This window comes from Enemella dayhoffiae (assembly GCF_002250625.1).
In the GTDB taxonomy this organism is placed as follows: Bacteria; Actinomycetota; Actinomycetes; order Propionibacteriales; family Propionibacteriaceae; genus Enemella; species Enemella dayhoffiae.
In genome coordinates this window covers 76,418-94,649 of record NZ_NMVQ01000045.1, presented here as the reverse complement: position 1 = coordinate 94,649, position 18,232 = coordinate 76,418, and the positions used below count along the sequence as shown (strand labels likewise).

Sequence of the window (18,232 nt, the reverse complement as noted above, 5' to 3'; positions counted from 1 at the left end):
TGATGTGTCCAACGTCATCGTCGTCGCACCGCCTGCCGCAGCCACCCGGTGACGAACCGTTCGGCCTGGCGCAGGTCGCGCTCGTCGGCACTGCCCGGGACCCTGCGGACGGCCTGCAGCATCTGCTCCCCGACGCGCTCGCGTGACTCGGCGTCCCGGGTCAGCGCGGCCCGGAGCAGCGCCGCGGCCAACGGCGAACCGCCGACCGTCACCCCCTGCAGCCACGCCGCCGCCCGGTCACTGTCCCGATGCAGCGGTGAGGAGCGGTCACCGAGCAGCAGCAGCGTGGTCAATACCTGGGCGTCCACCCGTTCCCGCTGGCACCAGTGCTGCGCCGCCACCAGCTCGTCCTCGGTCAACTCGGGCGGCTCACCCACTCCGGCCTGGTGCCAGGCACTCTGCGCGCGACCGGCGGCCACTTCGAGCCGCTGCCCGGCCGGCCCACCGGCGCGCCCGGCGAGCAGCGCCAGCGCCGCCCACACCTGCGCCCGGCGTACCAGTTCCTTGTCCGGCTGGAAATCCGGGCAGCTGCGCCGCAGCTCCTCGAGGGTGTCCACCAGCACGTGCAGCCCGTCGCTGATCGCCGCCGGTTCGGCCGCGGAGAGCCAGTCGGTCGAGTCCAGCCGGAGCCGGGTCCGCGCCAGCACCGGCACCGGACCCGCCTCGTTGCGGTGCGCCAGCCGCCGCCAGCCGGGGACCGCCGCCGCCTCGGACTCCCGCCCCAACAGCTCCGGCAGGTATGCCTGCCCGGGCAACTCCCCGAATCCCTTTTCCAGCAAGGAGATCCGCCGCACCGGCCAGAGCGGCCAGAATCGCGATGTCAGCCCGTGCAGGGCCTGCCGGTCACCGTGCCGGTACGCCTGCAACGCACCCCAGGCGCCCACCAGGCGGGCGTCATCGTCGTCGCGGCCGGCAGCCAGTTCGACCAGCACACCCGGCAGATAGGCACTCGCCGGATCACCCTGTTCCAACCAGTGGAGGAAATCCTGCAACGGATCGGGGTCATCCGGGCCGGGTCCGATCGCCGACAGCAGTCCGGGCGCCAGCCGGTGCCCGGCCGGCCCGAGGTGCTCGATCGGGGTCTGCACCAGTTGCGACCACAACCACCCGCGGGCCTCCGGAGCGATCCAGGAACCCACCTGGCCCAGCAACGCCCCCGCGGCGGATCGATCCAGCAGCACCGGCAACAGGGATTCGGTTGCCGCCTGCCACAACGCGTGCAGCACCCCCTCGTCGTGGGCGAGACCCAGCCTGAGCGCCAGTTCCGCCCCGTGCAGCACCGCCACCGGCCCGCCCCCGCGCCAGTGCGGCAACGCCGCCTGGACCTGTGCCACCAACTCCTCGTCCGGGGTCGGGCTGTAGTACTGCGCCGAAGGCAACCGGGCCGGCCCGCCGGCCGCCAGCCACCTCACATCGGAGAGCGCCCGCTCGGCGTACACCTGGACCGCGACCTCGCCGGAGACGGTCGGTGCCGCGTTCGGATCGTCGGCCCGGGTCAGCAGCACCTGTTGCCAGGCGGCCTCGGTGTCGGCGCCCACCTGGTTGCGGTGCATGCTCAGCGCCGATTGGAAGAGCTCGGGGACCGCGCGCAGTTGCGGCGGCGCGCACCCGGTCAACACCCGCGACACCTCGACGCCCCCACCCCCGGTACGCCGGGAGAGCACCATGGCCACCGGCCATGCCGGGTCGAGTCCGTGGTCACCGACCTGCTGGGCCACCTCGTCCAGGTCGGACACCGCGGCGGCCAGATTTTCTGCCGAGTCGAACAGTTCGGCGACCAGCACCGACCACTCGGTGACCCGGATCTCGTCCCCGCGGGTGGTCCGGTGCGGGGCTCCGTCCAGGTCGCCCAGCTCCACCAGGTCGGTGGTGTCGATCAGCACCACGTCCTGGCGCCGTTTCAGCGCGGGCAGGTCGGACGCGGGTACGCAGGCCAGCCGCACCCCGCGCGTCAGCGTCTCGGCCAGGCTGCTCGGGCGTTCCAGGGTGGAGAAGAACAGCCGGCGCGCGGTGCCGGCCGACATCGCGAAACTCGCCGCGGCGATCCAGTTCGCCCCCTCGTCGAGATCCTCGACACCGAGCACCACCGGCGGCCCACCCGCCAGCGCCGCGCGCAGCGCGTCGAGCAGTCCGGCCAGGTTCTGCATCCGCCACTTCCGGGGGGCGAACAGCCAACTGGCCACCGTTGTCCGATTGAGTACGCCGGGAGCCGGCGGTTCGGTGTCGGTCAGCTCCGCCGCCAGCACCGCCTCGGGACCGAACGGGGTCAACCAGCCGTCGCTGCGCCACCGCTCCACCGGCCGCAGCGGGTCGTCACAGTCCGGGTCGCGGTCGAGCAGCACGTGCGCGAACACGTTGCCCGGCCGGCCGGAGGCGTCGTTGCCGGCGGGCGCCACGTGCCAGCTCGCGCACTGGCCCGCGGTGGTGCCCGCCGGGGCGTACAACAGCTTGCGGGGAAGCTCCGCGATCTCTGCCGGGGTGGGAAACCTGGGCAGCTCCGACCCGGTGTCCAACTGGGTCTGCACCCGCCCATGTAGTTCGGTCGTCTCCTGCTCGGTGAGCCCGCCGGTGGTGTCCTTGACCTGCCAGCCACCGCCCCGACCGTCCATCCGGTCGAAGGAGGTGTAGCTCAGCTGGCCCCACCGCCCCCGCGCGGTCATCACCGACCGTCCAGATAGAGGCGCTGCACTGCGGGATCCAGCAGTGCGACGGTGCCGCGGCGCGGGTCGGGGGCGAGATCGACGAATACCCGGATCCAGCCGACCCGGCCGGTCACGTCCGCCATCCAGCCGGGCGCCGACCACTGCGGCTGCAACCCCGGCGGGCGGAACCGGGCGCTCCACTGGCTCGGCTGCTCGGTGGCCGGGCGGACGTTGATCGCCTCGCCGTCGTTGACGTCCAGCGGCAGCCGATAGGGGTTGAACACCAGCGCGAACGGCGGCGCCGAGTGGTTCGGCCGGTCCGCCCGGATCCGGACCAGCAGCAGGCTCGGCTGGCGACCGGGGATCCCGGGGCGCCGGTCCACCTCGTACCACAGCTTCAGCAGGCCCCGATAGCTGACCGTGGTGGGCCGTCCCTCGATCGCCCGGCCGCCGGCGAAGGAGACCGGGACCAGGTGCAGGTCGCAGCCACCCGAATCCAGCGGGCGGGAGAAGTGCAGCCCACCCAGGCGTACGTAGGTCTCCTGGGAGATCTCGGCGATCGGTTCGGCCCCGGGCAGCGCGTCTGCGGCCGGCTGACCGGCGGGTGAGGCATACACCTTGATCGAGGCCGCACCCTCGGGCCAGTCCATGGTCAGCACCTGCCCGGACACCCGCTCGACCACGGTGGCGTCCTCCACCTCCCCGGTGCGCACCTGGGAGGTGGTGACGCCGACCCGCGCCTTGCCGTCGATCAGGGTGACCGGGGTGAAATAGGTGCGCGACCAGCCGCGCGGCCACGGCACGTCCTCCATGGTGGTGACGCCGTCGTGGGTGGCCATCGGGTGGGCCAGCCGGTCCTCGGCGCGCAGTCGCATCTGGGGCAGCGCCTGCTCGTCCACGGTGTCCGCGTCGGCGCCGGGCAGCGGACCGCCGGTGGTGCGATAGATGACGACCCGCCCGGCCGGTGGGTCGGTCCAGCGCAGGTCGAACTGCGGGGCGCCGCCCTCGTCCTCCAACCGGCACTGCAGGTCCTGCACCGGTTGCAGCACCACCGAGATGGTGACCGGTACCACCGTCGGCAGGGAGAGCTGCGGCACTCCCTCTACCTCCGCCTCCACCATCAGCTGGTAGAGGTAACGGCGACCCGGTTCGGCGCCGTGGTCGACGAACCCGCCGAGGTTCGCCTCGTCGTGGCAGATCCGATACATCGGGTTCCCGGCCCCGGCAGCCGCGCGCTCGGCCGGAACCCGATAGACCTGCACCCGGCGTACCCCCGCCAGGGGCGCCCACTGGCCGATCACCCGACCCTCGTCCTCGCGGATGTCCACGTCGGCGGGCTTGGCGACCATCGGCAGCCGGGCGTGCATCCGCGGCTGGTTCAGCGCCGCCTCACCGGCATTGGCGCCGGTGTTCACCCACACCTGATAGTGCCGCACCGCCGAGGCGAACGGGCGGTCGTCGATCAGCTGGGTGCGCTGGGTGACCGCGATCACCTCGGACATGTCCGGCGAATACGGCACGTGCTCGTCGTCGGCGACCACCCGATAGACGACCGCCTCCCCGACCTCGGCCTGGTACGCCGGCCAGCGCAGCATGGTCGACCCGTCGGCGCGCGCGGACGCCTTCACCGCAACCGGTTCGCCGGAGGGTTCGGAGAAGTCCATCGCCGAGAACTCGCCGAGCACCTCGGACAGCTCGAGCGGCTGCTGCCAGGTGACCGCGTCCGGGTTGAGCTGGCCGGGGGCGGCCGGCTCCGCCTCGGTACGCCCGGGCGCCGGGCTGGCGGGCTCGTCCTCCACCCGGGCGGTGGGCGGGGTCGACTCGGCGGGACGAGCGTCGGCGGGGGGCCGGCCGCCCAGTCCCAGCACCGCCGCGATCTGCGCGGCCATCGGCTTGAGCGAGGCGGGCAGCCCGGCGGCCACCTCCGGCACCGTCTGCGCACCGGAGTTCACCACCTGTCGCAGGTGGCGGTCCTTCAGCTCGTGCTGGCCCTGCTGGTCCCGCCACACCATCAGCCGTTGCAGCGGCGGCAGTTCAGGTTCGGACTCGGTCGACGCCGCGGGCTCCTCGGCCGGACTGTCGGCCGGCGGCGGCACAGCCGGGGTGTCCTCGACCAACTCGGCGTCGACGATGTCGGCGTCCACCACCTCGTCGGTCGGCTCCGGTTCGGTTGCCGACGGCAGCGGCTGCCCCGGCCGCATCCCGGGCGGGGGCGGCGGAAAGCTCGGCGCCACCGGTCGCGCCGGTTGCGATGGCTGCGGGGGCTGCGGTGGACCGGGCGGGCCCGGACGCTGCCCGGGCGGCATTCCGGGGCGTACGCCGCCCCCCTGCGGGAACGGGGGCCGCGGCCCGGCCTGCAACCGGTTCATCGCGTCGGCGACCGGGTCCGGGTGGCCCTGGTCGGAGAGCCACATCAGGTGGTGCAGCACCTGGGCCCACCGGTTCACCAGCGGCGTACGCAGCCCCGGCGGGACGGCGCGGGTCATCGCGATCACGGTGAGCTGCTCGTTGCCGGGGACCTGCTCCCCGCGCTCGCGCATCACGAACGCCCACGCCAGCAGCACCTGCCGGCGACGTTCAGCCTGGTTGAGCATCGGCGCCCCCGCTCAGAACACCCAGCCGTCCCCGGGGGGCGGCGTGGTGTCGGAGGGGCGGGTGGGGGCGGGCCGGGCGGGGGTCGGTTCATAGCCCGCCGAGGGTGCTGCGGAGAAACCGGGCTGGTCGATGGTTGGTGCGACGACGCTCGACCCGCTCGTCTCGGGGGTGCGGACGACGGTCTCACCGAGGTCGAAGGTGTAGTCGGGCAGCGCCTCGGACAGTTGCACCAGGACGGCCTGCCGGTTCAGTCCCTCGGCCCGGGCGAACGGCCAGGACTCGACGACGCTGTCCGCGCGGCCCTCGAGCCGGGCCTCGCGGGCCAGCACCCCGAGGTCGAAGCGCCCCGGGTCGACCGGTCGGGTGCCGTCGACCCCGGACATGAACTCGCTCTCGGTGAGGTGGGCACCGGCACCGGTTCCGGCCACCTTCACCCGCCCGACCAGCCGCGATCGATAGTCGGGTTGGGAGAGCCGCTGCATCGCGAACTGCCACAGCTGGTCGCCGGCGACGGTGCCGACCCCGGCACGTTCCAGCTCGTCGGCCCATTTGGTCAACCAGGACTCGCTCACCCTGGCCCGCTGGGCGAACAGCCGCCGCGGGTCCTGGGAGATGTCCACCGCGCTGGTGCCGAGTCGTTGCCCGGCGTCGGTCAGGGTCGCCTGCCAGGGTGCGGACAGCCAGCCGCTCTGGAACAGGTCGCGGCGCATCAGCGCGACCACGTCGGCGGTCGCCTCGGGGTCCACCTCGGTGACGCCGATGCGTACGCCGACCGGCAGCCCCTCGGTGATCGGGTCGGCTCCCGAGCGCTGCACGGCCGCATCGCCGAAGGGTGCGTGCAGCAGCACGCCGAGCACCCGGGTCCACTCAAGGAACTGCCCGTACGCCTCCGTCTGCCGGTGCAGATCGCGCAGGGCGGTGGCCAGGTTGCGCTGGTCGGCCTCGGCCTTGGACACCTCCGCCCGCCGGGCGTTCAGGTCGGCGAACAGGTCACGCTGCCCGATCAGGAACAGCACCAGCGAGCCGACCAGCCAGACGACCAGCCCGATGCCGCTGGCCAGCGCCACCGAGCCCCAGGTGACGAAGTTGAGGAAGCCGCCGACCACCAGCAGCAGGCTGAGCCCGATCCAACCGAAGAACAGGGTGCGCAGCCAGGCCGCGATCTGCTTCTGCCGGGCGGCAGTGCGGGAGTTGCTGAGGTCACCGGTGTTGCCGCGGGAGACCAGCTGGGCCAGGCCGCGCACCTCCTCGGCGGTGGACATCAACGTGTCGGCGATCATCGCCCCGGTGCGGGCCGCGTAGGAGTGGCGGTGGCGCTGCTGCCAGGTCTCCAGCTCACGCAGGGTGGCGTCCGCGTCGCGGGCCAACGACGGTTCGGCCGCCAGCCCGCGCAGGCGCATCTGCAGGGTGTGCTGGCCGAGCGGGTCGGCCGCACGGACATCGGAGATGCCGACCGCCGCGGCCACCCGCGGCGGGATCTGCCGGAACGCCTCGTCGGGGCCCGGGGCGCAGTCCGACATCCGGCGCAGCACCCCGCGCTCGGTGCCGACCTGGATGGGGGTGTTCGCCGACCGTTCCCCGGCGTCGACCAGGGTCAGCCCGGCGTCGACATAGTCGCTCCAGACCGCGGAGAAGTCGCCGGCGATCTCGTGGGTACGCTTGCCGCCGTCCAGCGCCTGGTCGAGGCTGGCGGTGGCCCGGTTGAGGTCCTGCCAGTCGGCGCGGCCGGCGGCCAACTCCCCCTGGGCGACCACGTTGTACGCGGCGGGGTCGGCCCCGAAGACGAGCTGCTGCACCCGGTTGGCGGTGGCTCCACCGGTATCGCCGACCACCATCGAATACCACTTCATCGGCGCCATGGTCAGCGAGGCCCAGAGGAACCCGAACAGCATCTTCAGCGCCCGCCAGGCGCCCACCTTCTCGGCCTCGACCGGGGCCGGGGCGACCCGTTCGCCGCGGAACTGGGACGCGTGCCGACGCAGCACCGAGACGGCCATGTCGTTGGCGGCCATCGGCGCGTCGTCGATGTGCACCGCCTGGACGCCGTGCTGACGCGGCAGCGGCACCCCGTCGGCGACCGAGAGCAGCTCGGCGCGCACCTGGTCGGCCACGGCGCTGGCGTCCAGGCTCCGATAGAAGGAGCGGGCCAGGCGCAGCGTACGCCCGAACGGCGCGGGTACGCCGTCGAGGGGGGCCGCGTCGAGGTGCTGCCACAATCCCGTCAGCCCGGCCACGGCCGCGGCCGCGTCGGCACCCACCGACACCGCATCGGTGGCCGGCGGCAGCACCGACTGGCCCAGCCCGGGACCGCGGGACTGCTCGGGCGCCAACACGATGTTGTGCCACCCCTCGCGGACCAGGTCGGCGGCGACCGGACCCGAATCGGGCCGGGTGAGCACCGCGCGCAGCAGCTGCACCTGACTGGCGGCCCCGGTGGCCAGGGCGGCCTGGTGGATCTGCTGCTCGACCTGCGAGGGTACGCCGGCCGCGCCGGCCAGCGCCGGCACCAGCACCACCAGCCGGACCTGCTCGAACCGCTGCTGGGTCAGCGTCTGCTCCAGGCTGGTGCCGACCCGGCGTCCGGCGTGCACCAGCAGCGCCGGGGTGTTGCCGCGACCGGATTCGGCCGCCGAGCCGCCGTCCACCCACAGGAACGGGTGCAGCAGCCCGGCCGCCGACCAGTCGGCGAGGGCGTCACCGACACCCTCGGCCGGTCCGGGTGGGGCGATCAGCACGGTGAGGGCGGGCATCAGAACACCCCACCCGCCCCCGGCATCTCGATCCGCTTCGCCTCGGGTGTGATCGGCCCGTCCGAGCCGGGACCGCTCGGGTTGTTCGCCAGGCGTACCGCGTCGTCGATCATCGAACTCAGCTCGGCGCACGCCCACCAGACGTCACCGGCCAGATCACGGAAGATCGGCGCCTGGGCGCCCACCTGCCGATCGTCGACCACCGAGAAGGTGCCGCCGCCGGGGGCGCCCTGCTCACCGGGCGCCATGAAGTGGGTGCCGGCCAGGTCGCGGATCTTGCTCAGGAACTCCTTCGCCGCCTCGGCCCGGGAGTCGATGTCGGTGGCGCGAGCGGCCTCGGGCACCCGGGAGGTGATCCCCGAGCCGATGTCGCCGCCGGCGAGCCAGTCGACCAGCAGCTGCTTGCCGGAGCGCTCCACGATCCCGGCGGCCGGGCCCAGCGGGGAGGCGTCGAACACCCCTCGCAGCACCCGGTAGGGCTGCATGGACCCCATCACCGGGTTCTGGTGGGAGCGGGCGATGGCGAGCATGATCGACTCGAGCACCGCGGGCAACCAGTCATAGGGGGCCTTGAACCGCTCCGGCGGGGTGAGCAGCGGATTCGGGAAGGCGACCCAGTCCCGGTTGACGGTGTCGAACACCTCGACGGGCCGGGTGAACGGGGACTCCGGGATCCGCAGCGCCCCGACCAGCTGGGCCAGGAACCAGCCGGCGACCATCGCCCGCCGTTCCACGTCGGCCATCGGCAGCGAGGAGTGCAGCGGCCGCGCCCGCCGGTTGTTCCAGAACGCCTCCCGACCGGCCGGCGAGGTGGTGGACCACTGCTCGGAGACCGGGCGCAGCACCGAGTCGAAGCAGATCGGCGCATAGAGCGGATAGGAGCCGAAGATGTCGAGGCGCAGCACGTGGTCGGAGTCGTTCACCGAGCGCAGGTAGTTGTCGCGGGTGGAGGCGTCGATCTGCGGGTTGTTCACCAGCACCCGCTCCAGGTCGGCCGCCACCGGCAGGTCGGCGAACGGGACCGCGGAGAACTTGAACCGGTATTCCACGCTGGCGCCGCCGTGCAGCAGTTGCACCGCGGCGTCGTTGGCCGAGATCAGCGGCAGCGCCAGGGTGAGCGCCTGGGCGAACTTGCCGGAGATGTCGTCGACCCGGGCCTGCCGCTCCGACTCGGCCGCCCCGACCCCGCGGACGTAGTCGCGCAGCGACATCGAGCAGAACCGGTGGAAGGACTGTTCGGGGCGGTGCACGAACAACCGGGCCCGCTCCAGCAGTTCCGCCGGACGCGCGTGCACGTCGAAGCGGGCCCGCGACGGCACCACGGACTCGCCATTGTGCGGGTTGGTCGGGAACACCCGGGACTGCCAGCTGCTGGTCTGCTCGACCAGGCCGCCGGGCGGGCGTACACCACCGGTGGTCTCCCACAGGCCGGAGACGACCCGGGTGACGACCTGGCTGCGGGCCTGCGGGAAGTTCGGCAGCCCACCGGGACCGCCGGGGCCACCCTCGGCCGGTACCGAGGCGCGCAGGTCGGACACGTACTGGCCGAGGAACTGCTGGGAGCTGGTCAGCAGCACCTCGTTGTTGGCCTCGTCGAAGCGTTCGGGCGCCTTCTGGTCGGCGTCGCTGGGCCAGGCCGAGTATTGGTCGGTGGCGAGCCGGGCCAGCCCGTCGTGGCGGACCGCCGAGCCGCGGGCCTGCTCCAGCAGTCGCTGCTGCTCGCTGAGCGCGTCGCCGAGCGGGCCGAGCACGTCGGTGGTGAAGTTGGCGAGCACCTCCCCCAGCATCCCCGACGCCCGGGCATAGAGGTGGGTCTGCACGTTGTCGACCAGGCCGTGGGTGAGCGCGGTCATGATCTGGTCGCCGCCGGCGATCTTGCCGCGGACCCCGTTCAGCGCGATTCCGACCTGCTGCGGCATCGCGGCGATGTCGCCGCGCCCGTGCTGGGTGAGCGCCAGGCTGGCGGGGATCATCGACTCCTTGACGTGCTGCTGCAACCGCTCCACCAGGGCGGTGGCGTACGCCAGGCCGAGGTTGGCGATCGCCTGGGAGGTCACCGCGACCAGCCGGCGCAGTAGTTCCTGGTGCCACTCGAACGCCCAGTTGTACGCCACCCGCGCGGCCCCGTCGGACAGCGCGGCGCGGCGGGCGTTGAGCACGCCGGCCAGCATCGGGTTCCACTGGGACGCCTCGTGGCCGTCGGGGCGCGGCACCTGGGAGATCACCTCGGACTGCACGAGCTGGTGGGCGGCACTGTTCACCCGATCCCGCGGCATCGCCACGGCCATCAGCCACTGCGCCAGCGCCCCGCCGTCCTGGGCGCCCGAGCCGGCGAACAGGCCCAGGTCGTTGCAGGTACGCCCCCACTGCGAATCGAGCAGCGCCTTCACCTGCTCGGTGCCGGAGGCGGTGTTGCCCTCCTGCAGGTGCCCGTCCAGCAGCCGGTCGACGCTGGCGCGGGCGATCCGCTGGGCGGCGTATTCGGCGTACCGGTCGCGGCCCATCGACAGCGACGCGAACCCGAACGAGCCCCACGGCAGCGGGTCGGGCTGGGCGCCCCAGCCGAGATAGGAGGAGTCCGGCGGGACCGAGCCGGTGTTGCCGAGGTCATAGGAGACGAACTGGTCGGTCGCCTGCTCCGACATCATCATCCCGGCCAGGCCGCGGGCCAGCCCTCGATAGACCGCCTTCGGCGACCCGTCGCCGAACATGGTGCGCTGGGAGCCGACGAACCGGCCCACTGGGAACACCCGGGCGAACGGGATCGGCGCCCCCGAGCCGTATTGCTGGCCGAGCGCGTCCAGGGTCTGCACGTCGTGGGAGTGCGCGGCCCCAGTCTGCGAGGCGACGATCTCACCGAGCATCGCCAGCGCGTTCGCGCGGACACCCGAACGGGCCGACTCGGGCAGCTGGTCGAAGATGTCGGAGGACACCATGAACACCGCCATCAGCTTCGGGTCGAGCCCGTTGATGGTGGTCAGCAGCCGGCACACGTCGAGCGCCATCGACGCACCAGCGCCGCCGGCCATCGAGGAGACGACCAGCACGATCGGCACCTCGTTCTCGGAATAGTCGCCCATCCGCAGGCGGGCCGCGGCGGCCTTCATGTCGGCGTGGGTCTCGACCCGGTGCAGGTCCTCCCAGGCGGCGACCAGGCCCGAGCGCAGCTGGTCGGCCTTGGACAGGGTGATCATCCGGCCAACCGAGCGATACTGCCCGGCTCCGACCGAGATCGGGGTGGCGACGGCCTGCGGGTTGCGCGGGGCCCAGGTGGCGATGGTGTCGATCGCCCGGGCCGAGGTCAGCTTGCGGGAGACCGCATAGTCCAGGTCGGCGTACGAGCCCGCCTTGGGACCCAGTCCCAGGTAGCGCCCGCTCTGGTTCTCCACGTTGCCCAGCCCGTCCGGTCCGGACTCCTCGGCGCTCGGCACGTCCAGGTGCACGAACTGCCAACCCCGCGGCAGGTGGTCAACCCCCTTGGCGGCCAGGTCCGAGCGGAGCTGGTCCATCATGTACGCCAGGGTCGATCCGCCGGAGCCACCACAGCCCACCACCAGGAAACGCCTCATCTGCCCTTCTCTCCCCTCATGTCGCGGCACTGCACCCGCCGCGCACCAAGCACCGTCGCCAGCCTAGGACCTGCCCCGGCCACCCTGACAGCCCGCACCGTCACCGCTGTCACTCTCAGGCGAACGGGTTCTGGCCGAACGGGTTGTTCGGCTGCGGTGGTTGCTGCTGGTGCGGGGGCTGCTGCGGTTGCTGCGGCCCCGACTGCTGCTGCGGCTGCTGCGGCCCCGACTGCTGCTGCGGGAACTGCTGCTGCGGGAACTGCTGAGCCCCACCACCGCCGAACGGTGACGGCTCGGGCTGGCCCGGGCCGCCGGGACCGGGCTGACCGCCGAACGGTGAGCCCGGTTGCTGCGGACCGGCGGCCGCGGACCGGTTGTGGCTGCGCAGCCCCTGGAACACCCTGGACCCGCGCCGGCCGAGATCCTCAAGCAGCTCCTCGCGCTGCCGCTCGGTGGTCGCGCCGCCGACCAGCAGCAGCGCGGTGGCCCGGTCGGCCGGACCGTTCGGGTCGTGCAGCAGCACCCAGTTCTGGTGCACCGCCAGCGGCAACCGCGCCTGGTGCTGCTTGCCCGACGGTTCGGTGTACGCCGAGGAGGCCCCGACCTGCCCGGGCGCCTCCACCACCACGTGCCCGGAACCGAACGGCGAACCGCCGGTCCGCGCCTGCAGGGTGATCCCGCCCAGGTCGACGCTGCGCGCACCCTTGCTGCTGATCTGCGCCATCTGGGTCAGGTCACCGCGGCGCCACGCCAGCGGCGCCCCGTCACGCAGCAGCTGGCTGCCGGCGACCTGGACCGGCAACTGCTGGGTGAGCAGTGGGCGACCCGGAATCTTCGCGGAGACGAACTTTGCGGCGTACAACAACAGCAGCGGGATGCCCGGGCCGAGGATCAGCGCGGCGATCAGGGTGAGCGCGAAGTTGGTCCTGTTCAGCGGTCGGGCGACCTCGGCGCCATAGCCGACGGTGAAGTCCTGCACCTTGTCCGGGGCGTCCAGCGAGGACATCTGCACCCCGAAGGTGCCGCTCAGCCCGCCGGTGCCGATCTGCGGGCTGGCCAGGTTCAGCGGCAGCTCGGCGGTCGCCCCCTCGGCCACCTTGAGGCAGCTGGCGGCATCGGTCGCGCTGGAGGTGATGCTGACCTGGCTGATCTCCTTGGGTCCGGTGGTCACCGTCGGCGGCTTCGCCGGGTCGAGCCAGACGCAGCCCGGGCCGGTCACCTGGAGGCTGCCGTTGAGGTTGACCGGGCCCTCGACGGCGCCGAAGTTGACCCGGTCGGCGACCTTGCCGAAGCCGGCGGGCGCGGCGACGGTGAACCCGATCTCGGCCAGCTGCGGCTTCAGGTCGGTGCCCTGGACGACCTGTTGGGTACGCGGGTTGGTCCAGCTCGCGGTCTTCACCTTCAGCGCCAGCCGGACCTTGGCCGGGCCCGGCTTCAGTTTGCTGGCGTCCAGCTTCTGCGGCGTGGCGATCCTGTCCTTGGTCAGGCCGGTCGCGATCGGGGTCTCCCCGCCGGTGGAGTCGATCAGCACCGCGTCCATGGTGGCGGTGCCCAGCAGCTTGGTCGCATCGATAGGCTGCCGCTGGGCGTTCTCCAGGCCGAAGGTGACCTGGCTCGCCTCGCCCGCGCGTACCGTCGCCTTCGTCGCGTTCGGCCAGGTCGGGAACACGTTGCCGGAGATGTGCACGTTGGTCCGCGAGCGGGCCTGCGGGTTGCTCCCCTTCGGGTCGAAGAACACCACCCGCCAGCGCCCGGTCCAGCTCTCGGGACGATTGCCCTGGCCGAGGTCGACCGAGAACGACTTCTTCGACATCCACGTCCAGGTCAGCTTCACCCCGTCGAGGTCGGCGGTCTGCTGCTGGCCGGCGGCCCCGTGCTTGAGCTCGACCTGCTTGTCGTTGGGCGCGATCAGCACGATCCGCGGTTCCTCGATGTCGCCGGAACCGAGCACCGCCACCGACGAGATGGACTGGTCGAGCACGAAGTCGTGGGCGCCCTCATCGCAGGCCTGGGCCTGCCCGCCCTGGCAGTAGCGGCCCTCCTGCTGGGTGCCCTCGCCGGCGATCCGGTCGAACGCCTGCAGCAGCGAGTCGATGTCGCTGGCCAGCGCGAACGCGCCGACCGGGGGTTGTGCGCCGCAGCCGCCCCCGCCCACCACGACCCGTTTCATCAGGTCGAAGTCGGAGGCCTGCGAGCCGCCGGCGGTCAGCCCGACGCCGAAGATGGTGATCGGTGGCGTACGCAGCTGGTCGGCCAGGCCGCCGGGGCGGCACAGGTCGTCGGCGGCGGCGCGCTTGGCGCGCTCGCGGTCGGCGGCGTTGCGCAGCTTGTTGTCGGGGTCGTAGGGCCGGGCGATCGGGTTGCGGTCCTCGTCGGGGGCGCGGTCGATGTCGAGCGAGCCGTCGGAGAAGAAGACGACCGCCTGGCAGGAGTCGGGGGCGGCGTTCTTGCGGTCGGTCAGCGCGCGGCGGGCGCCGTCCAGACCCAGCCAATAGTCGGTGCCGCGGCCGTCGTTGCGCTGGGCGAAGGTCTTGATGTCGCCGACGACCTTGTTCACGCTGCCCGGGTTGAGCTGGTCCCACTGCCCGTTGCCGGGTTCGTAACGGTTGGCGAACCCGGCCAGGCTGACGTTGAGCTGGAGTTTGCCGTCCTCGGCGGAGCGGGCCAGCCGGCGCAGCAGGTATTCCCCGGCGGTGACCCTGGCGTTCGCCTGGTCGGAGGTCTTGAGGCTGGCCGAGGAGTCGACCAGGATCAGCAGGTCGCCCTTCTTGGAGCCGTTCAGGCAGGCGACATAGCGGTCGGCGGCGGTCTCCTCGGCGTACGCCCGGGTGCCGCCGGCGCCCAGCGCGGCCAGCCCCCCGAGCAGGATCAGGGCGAGGATCAGGCGTACGCCACGGGCGAGCGGGCGGTTCACAGGTGCCCCACCCAGTCGGCGATGCGCAGCGCCGGCGCCAGGATGGCGAGCAGGCAGAGCGCGACGGTGGCGATGTGCAGCGGTTTCAGCCAGCCGGGCGAGGAGTACGCCCCGGAGGCGCGCGCCCAGTTGTCGCGGATCACGAACAGCGCGACCAGCCCGATCGCGATCGGCCCGGCGAGGAACCAGCAGATGATGGCGACCACGATGTTGTTGAGCAGCAGCGCGACGACACCGGCGACCACGGCCACCCCGAGGGCGATCAGCAGCAGGAAGGCGGGCGGCCGGGCGATGGTGAGCGCCGGCTGGCCGGCCGCGGCGGCGTCGCCGGAGCCGAATACGTCGGTGGGGCGGTTGGTCGGGGCGGGGGCGCTGAGCGGGTTGTCCGAGTCACCGAACGGGCTCTGTCCGCCGAAGCCCTGTTGCTGGGGAGCCGCCCCCTGGGGTGGCTGCCCCTGGGGTGGCTGTCCGCCGAAGCCCTGTCCGCCAAAACCCGGTGGTGGCGGGGATTGTGGTGGTGGCGCAGACCCGCTGGGGGGACCGAAGTTGAACGGGTCGGAGCTCATGGCCGCCAGAATAGGGCGTGCCCGGGAGCAAGGTCAGCCGATCCGGCCGCCGGTCAGCCATTGAACCGATTCTGTGCCGCGGCGAGCCCGTCGGTGACCAGCGCCTCGATCGCGTCCGCCGCCCGGACGATGTCGACCTCGAGCTCGGGGCGTACCGAAGCGGGGAAGTCCGACAACACGAAGTCGGCGGGGGCCTGCCGGCCGGGCGGGCGGCCGATCCCGAAGCGGACCCGGTGGAAGTCACCCGAGCCCAGTGAGGCACGCATCGACTTCAGCCCGTTGTGGCCGTTGTCGCCGCCACCCTTCTTGAGCCGGAGCACCCCCTGATCGAGGTCCAGCTCGTCGTGCACCGCGATCACCTGCTCGACCGGGATGCGGTGATACTTCACCAGGCCGGAGACCGGCCCGCCCAGTTCGTTCATGTAGGTCCGTGACCTGGCCAGGATGACCTTCTGGGCGTCGGGTCCGATGGCGCCGGTGCCGAGGGGGCCGATCCGCGTCTCGCAGACCTCGGCGCGCATCCCCCGCGGGGTGCTGAACCCGGCACCGGCGCGACGGGCCAGCTCGTCGAGCACGAGATAGCCGATGTTGTGCCGGTGCAACTGGTAGGTCGGGCCCGGATTACCGAGCCCGACCACCAGCCAACCGTTCGCCATCTGTGGATTACTCCGCGGAGTCGCCCTCGTCGGAGTCCGTGGACTCGCCGTCCTCGGCGGACTCCGCCGACTCCTCGGCCTCGGCGTCGGACTCCTCGCGCTCGATCCCGGCCTCGGCCTCGGCCTCGGCCAGTTCGGCCTCCAGAGCCTCGGCGGACTGCTGCTGGGTGATGTTCACGATCAGGGTCTCCGGGTCGGTGACCAGGGTGGCGCCGCTGGGCAGCTTCAGGTCCTGGGCGAGCACCTGGCTGCCGTACTCCATGCCCTCGACCGACACCTCGACGCTCTCGGGGATGTCGGTGGCGGGGACCTCGAGGGAGACGGTGGTGTTGTCCACCACGACGACGGTCTCGGGGCCGGCCTCGCCGGTGACGACGACGGCCACGTCGACGGTGACCTTCTCGCCGCGCTTGACGATGATGAAGTCGACGTGCTCGATGAATCCCTTGATCGGGTCACGCTGGACCTGCTTGGCCAGGGCCAGCTGCTCCTTGCCGTCGACGGCGATCGAGAGCACCGCGTTGGCGGTGCGCAGCGCCAGCAGGGTCTCGTGACCGGGCAGGGAGATGTGGATCGGGTCGGTGCCGTGGCCGTACATCACGGCGGGCACCTGGTCGGCGCGACGCAGCCGGCGGGCCGCGCCCTTGCCGAACTCGGTGCGCAGCTCGGCGGACAGCTTGTTCTGCTGGGACATTTCAACTCCTCAAGTCGGACATGCAGCGGACGAGGAGGTTTCCAGTCGATCACGGACCAGCGGTCCCTCGCCAAGACAGTCGCCCACTCTACCGGCGGCCCCGATTCCCCGGCAAACCGCCAGGGCTCAGCGGATGGCCCGCACATCTCCGGTGTCTTCGTGGCCCCCGACGCGCAGACCCGCGTCCGCTCGTTGCGGCCGGACCGAGAGACCGGAGATGTGCGGGCTGTCCACAGGGTCCCCGTTGCCCGGACTTGTCCACAGTTCCCCCGCGCGACCGGAGGATCCGGGGCCTCGGGCAGCACGTGAGGGGTATGAACAGTCAAACAGCGATCCAAGAACTGCTGTGTGAACGGGGCGGGGTGCTCCTGCTCCGCGATGCGGGTGCCCTCCGGGGCTCGCTGCGCTGGCACCACAGACGGGGCAACCTGGTCTCCCTGCTGCCCGGGGTGTACACCACTCCCGAGTTGGCCGACGATCACGCCACCCGGGCCCTGGCCGTGACCCGCTATGACCCGAGCGCCGTCGTGGTCGGTGCCTCCGCGGCGGCGCTCACCGGCTGGCCGAGGCTCGCGCCCAACACGATCACCGCGGCGGTGAGCGGGGAGGCGAGACGGTTTCCCGGCTTCGAGTTCGTCCACCGCACGGTGGCTCCCGACTGGATCAGGAGCGTGTGCGGAGTGCCCTGCGCCTCCGAGGTGCTGACCGCGGTGGACCTCATCCCCGAGCGTGGCGGCGAACTGGTCGACGACGTGCTCCGCCGCCATCCGAGCCGGGGCGAGTGGGCGTTGGAGCAACTGTGGCGGGCCTACCGCGATCACCCGAAGCGGCCCGGCAACCAGGCTCGCCGGGAGATCCTCACCGATTCCCGTGATCGGCCGTGGTCCGAGGCCGAGCGAGCCGCGCACCGCTTGCTCCGCTCGTCCGGGCTGACGGGTTGGATGACCAACCACCCGGTGACGATCGAGGGCATGAACTACTTCCTGGACGCCGCCTTTCCCGGCCGCATGCTCGGGGTGGAGGTCAACGGGTTCGAACGGCACACCCAGCGAGAGGTGTTCGAAGACGACCACTGGCGCCGCAACGCGCTGACCCTGGCTGGCTGGACCGTGCTCGAGTTCACCTGGCGGATGATCCAGGACCATCCGGAGTCGTTCGTCACCACGGTGCAGAACGCCCTGCTGTGGAGGTGACCGCACAACTCCGGTCTCTTCGTGGCCGTCGGCGCGCAGACCCGCGTCCGCTCGTCGGCCCCGGGTCGAGAGACCGGAGATGTGCGGGGGGCGAGGTGGGCCTCAGGCGGGAGGGCGCACGCAGAAGAGTCGCGGCGGGTGCGGGAAGCTCAGTTTTCGGGCCCCGTTGCGGCAGGTCTGGCTGGGGTCGCTGGTGACCGAGTCCACGTGCAGCAGGGCGCCCTGTCCGCAGGGCACCACCTGATAGCCCAAGGTGCTGTCGTCCTCCCCGTAGCAGAGGTCTGGCTCGAAGTTCGGCACCAGGCAGGCGGTGTGCTCGCGGGTGTTCTGGCCCGCCGTACGACTGGTGGAGACCTGGTAGTACTCGACGTAGTCGCCGTTCGGGCACGGGGTCTGACCGGGGCCGACCACCCCGACCGTGTAGGTCATCGGCGTCGGGCCCTCCGCGCAGTCGGCCTCCTCGTGCCGCACCGTGAGCGTGCCGTCGGGGGCCGGGCCCACCCCCGGCACGTCGAGCAGCCGGATGCAGTCGCCGGCCCTCAGCGACTCGAACTGGTTGTCCGGGCTCTGGGTGAACCAGGCGTACGCCCCCCAGCCACCGAGTCCCAGCAGCGCCAGCACCAGGACCGCGACAAAGGCCCGGACCGGCACGG

10 protein-coding genes are annotated in these 18,232 nt (G+C 72.2%); 1 reads left to right on the top strand and 9 read right to left on the bottom strand.

Features of this window, described 5'->3' with window-relative positions; all coding sequences use genetic code 11:
- Nucleotides 1-14: 14 nt before the first annotated feature.
- The 8 genes from CGZ93_RS16210 to CGZ93_RS16175 form a co-directional block, all read right to left on the bottom strand.
- Nucleotides 15-2,660 carry a GAP1-N2 domain-containing protein gene (locus CGZ93_RS16210; protein WP_094365183.1) on the bottom strand — a complete coding sequence of 882 codons (2,646 nt, stop codon included), beginning with the start codon at nucleotides 2,658-2,660 and terminating at the stop codon, nucleotides 15-17.
- The gene (locus CGZ93_RS16205; RefSeq protein ID WP_094365182.1) at nucleotides 2,660-5,236 is read right to left on the bottom strand and encodes a hypothetical protein; all 2,577 of its coding nucleotides are present in this window, start codon (nucleotides 5,234-5,236) and stop codon (nucleotides 2,660-2,662) included. Before CGZ93_RS16205 ends, CGZ93_RS16210 begins: the two co-directional genes overlap by 1 nt.
- 12 nt (nucleotides 5,237-5,248) lie before the next feature.
- The gene (locus CGZ93_RS16200; RefSeq protein WP_094365181.1) at nucleotides 5,249-7,987 is read right to left on the bottom strand and encodes a hypothetical protein; all 2,739 of its coding nucleotides are present in this window, start codon (nucleotides 7,985-7,987) and stop codon (nucleotides 5,249-5,251) included.
- Nucleotides 7,987-11,556, bottom strand: coding sequence for a tubulin-like doman-containing protein (locus CGZ93_RS16195; protein ID WP_229117531.1), 3,570 nt, complete (start codon nucleotides 11,554-11,556; stop codon nucleotides 7,987-7,989). The genes CGZ93_RS16200 and CGZ93_RS16195 overlap by 1 nt, the downstream gene beginning before the upstream one ends.
- 115 nt (nucleotides 11,557-11,671) lie before the next feature.
- Nucleotides 11,672-14,470, bottom strand: coding sequence for a vWA domain-containing protein (locus tag CGZ93_RS19085; RefSeq protein WP_094365180.1), 2,799 nt, complete (start codon nucleotides 14,468-14,470; stop codon nucleotides 11,672-11,674).
- Nucleotides 14,467-15,036 carry a hypothetical protein gene (locus CGZ93_RS19080; RefSeq protein WP_176451810.1) on the bottom strand — a complete coding sequence of 190 codons (570 nt, stop codon included), beginning with the start codon at nucleotides 15,034-15,036 and terminating at the stop codon, nucleotides 14,467-14,469. Before CGZ93_RS19080 ends, CGZ93_RS19085 begins: the two co-directional genes overlap by 4 nt.
- Nucleotides 15,037-15,089: 53 nt before the next feature.
- Nucleotides 15,090-15,692 carry an aminoacyl-tRNA hydrolase gene (gene pth, locus CGZ93_RS16180; RefSeq protein WP_094365179.1) on the bottom strand — a complete coding sequence of 201 codons (603 nt, stop codon included), beginning with the start codon at nucleotides 15,690-15,692 and terminating at the stop codon, nucleotides 15,090-15,092.
- A 7-nt stretch (nucleotides 15,693-15,699) separates the two neighbouring features.
- Entirely contained in the window at nucleotides 15,700-16,386 is a 687-nt protein-coding gene (locus CGZ93_RS16175; RefSeq protein WP_094365178.1) for a 50S ribosomal protein L25/general stress protein Ctc, read from the bottom strand.
- A 314-nt stretch (nucleotides 16,387-16,700) separates the two neighbouring features.
- Between CGZ93_RS16175 and CGZ93_RS16170 the strand changes: the two genes are divergently transcribed.
- Complete coding sequence (locus CGZ93_RS16170) at nucleotides 16,701-17,579, top strand: endonuclease domain-containing protein (RefSeq protein ID WP_176451809.1); 879 nt, start codon at nucleotides 16,701-16,703, stop codon at nucleotides 17,577-17,579.
- Nucleotides 17,580-17,681: 102 nt separating this feature from the next.
- On the opposite strand, the gene CGZ93_RS16165 is transcribed toward CGZ93_RS16170, so the two are convergent.
- Nucleotides 17,682-18,230 carry a hypothetical protein gene (locus CGZ93_RS16165; protein ID WP_094365176.1) on the bottom strand — a complete coding sequence of 183 codons (549 nt, stop codon included), beginning with the start codon at nucleotides 18,228-18,230 and terminating at the stop codon, nucleotides 17,682-17,684.
- Nucleotides 18,231-18,232 lie beyond the last annotated feature (2 nt).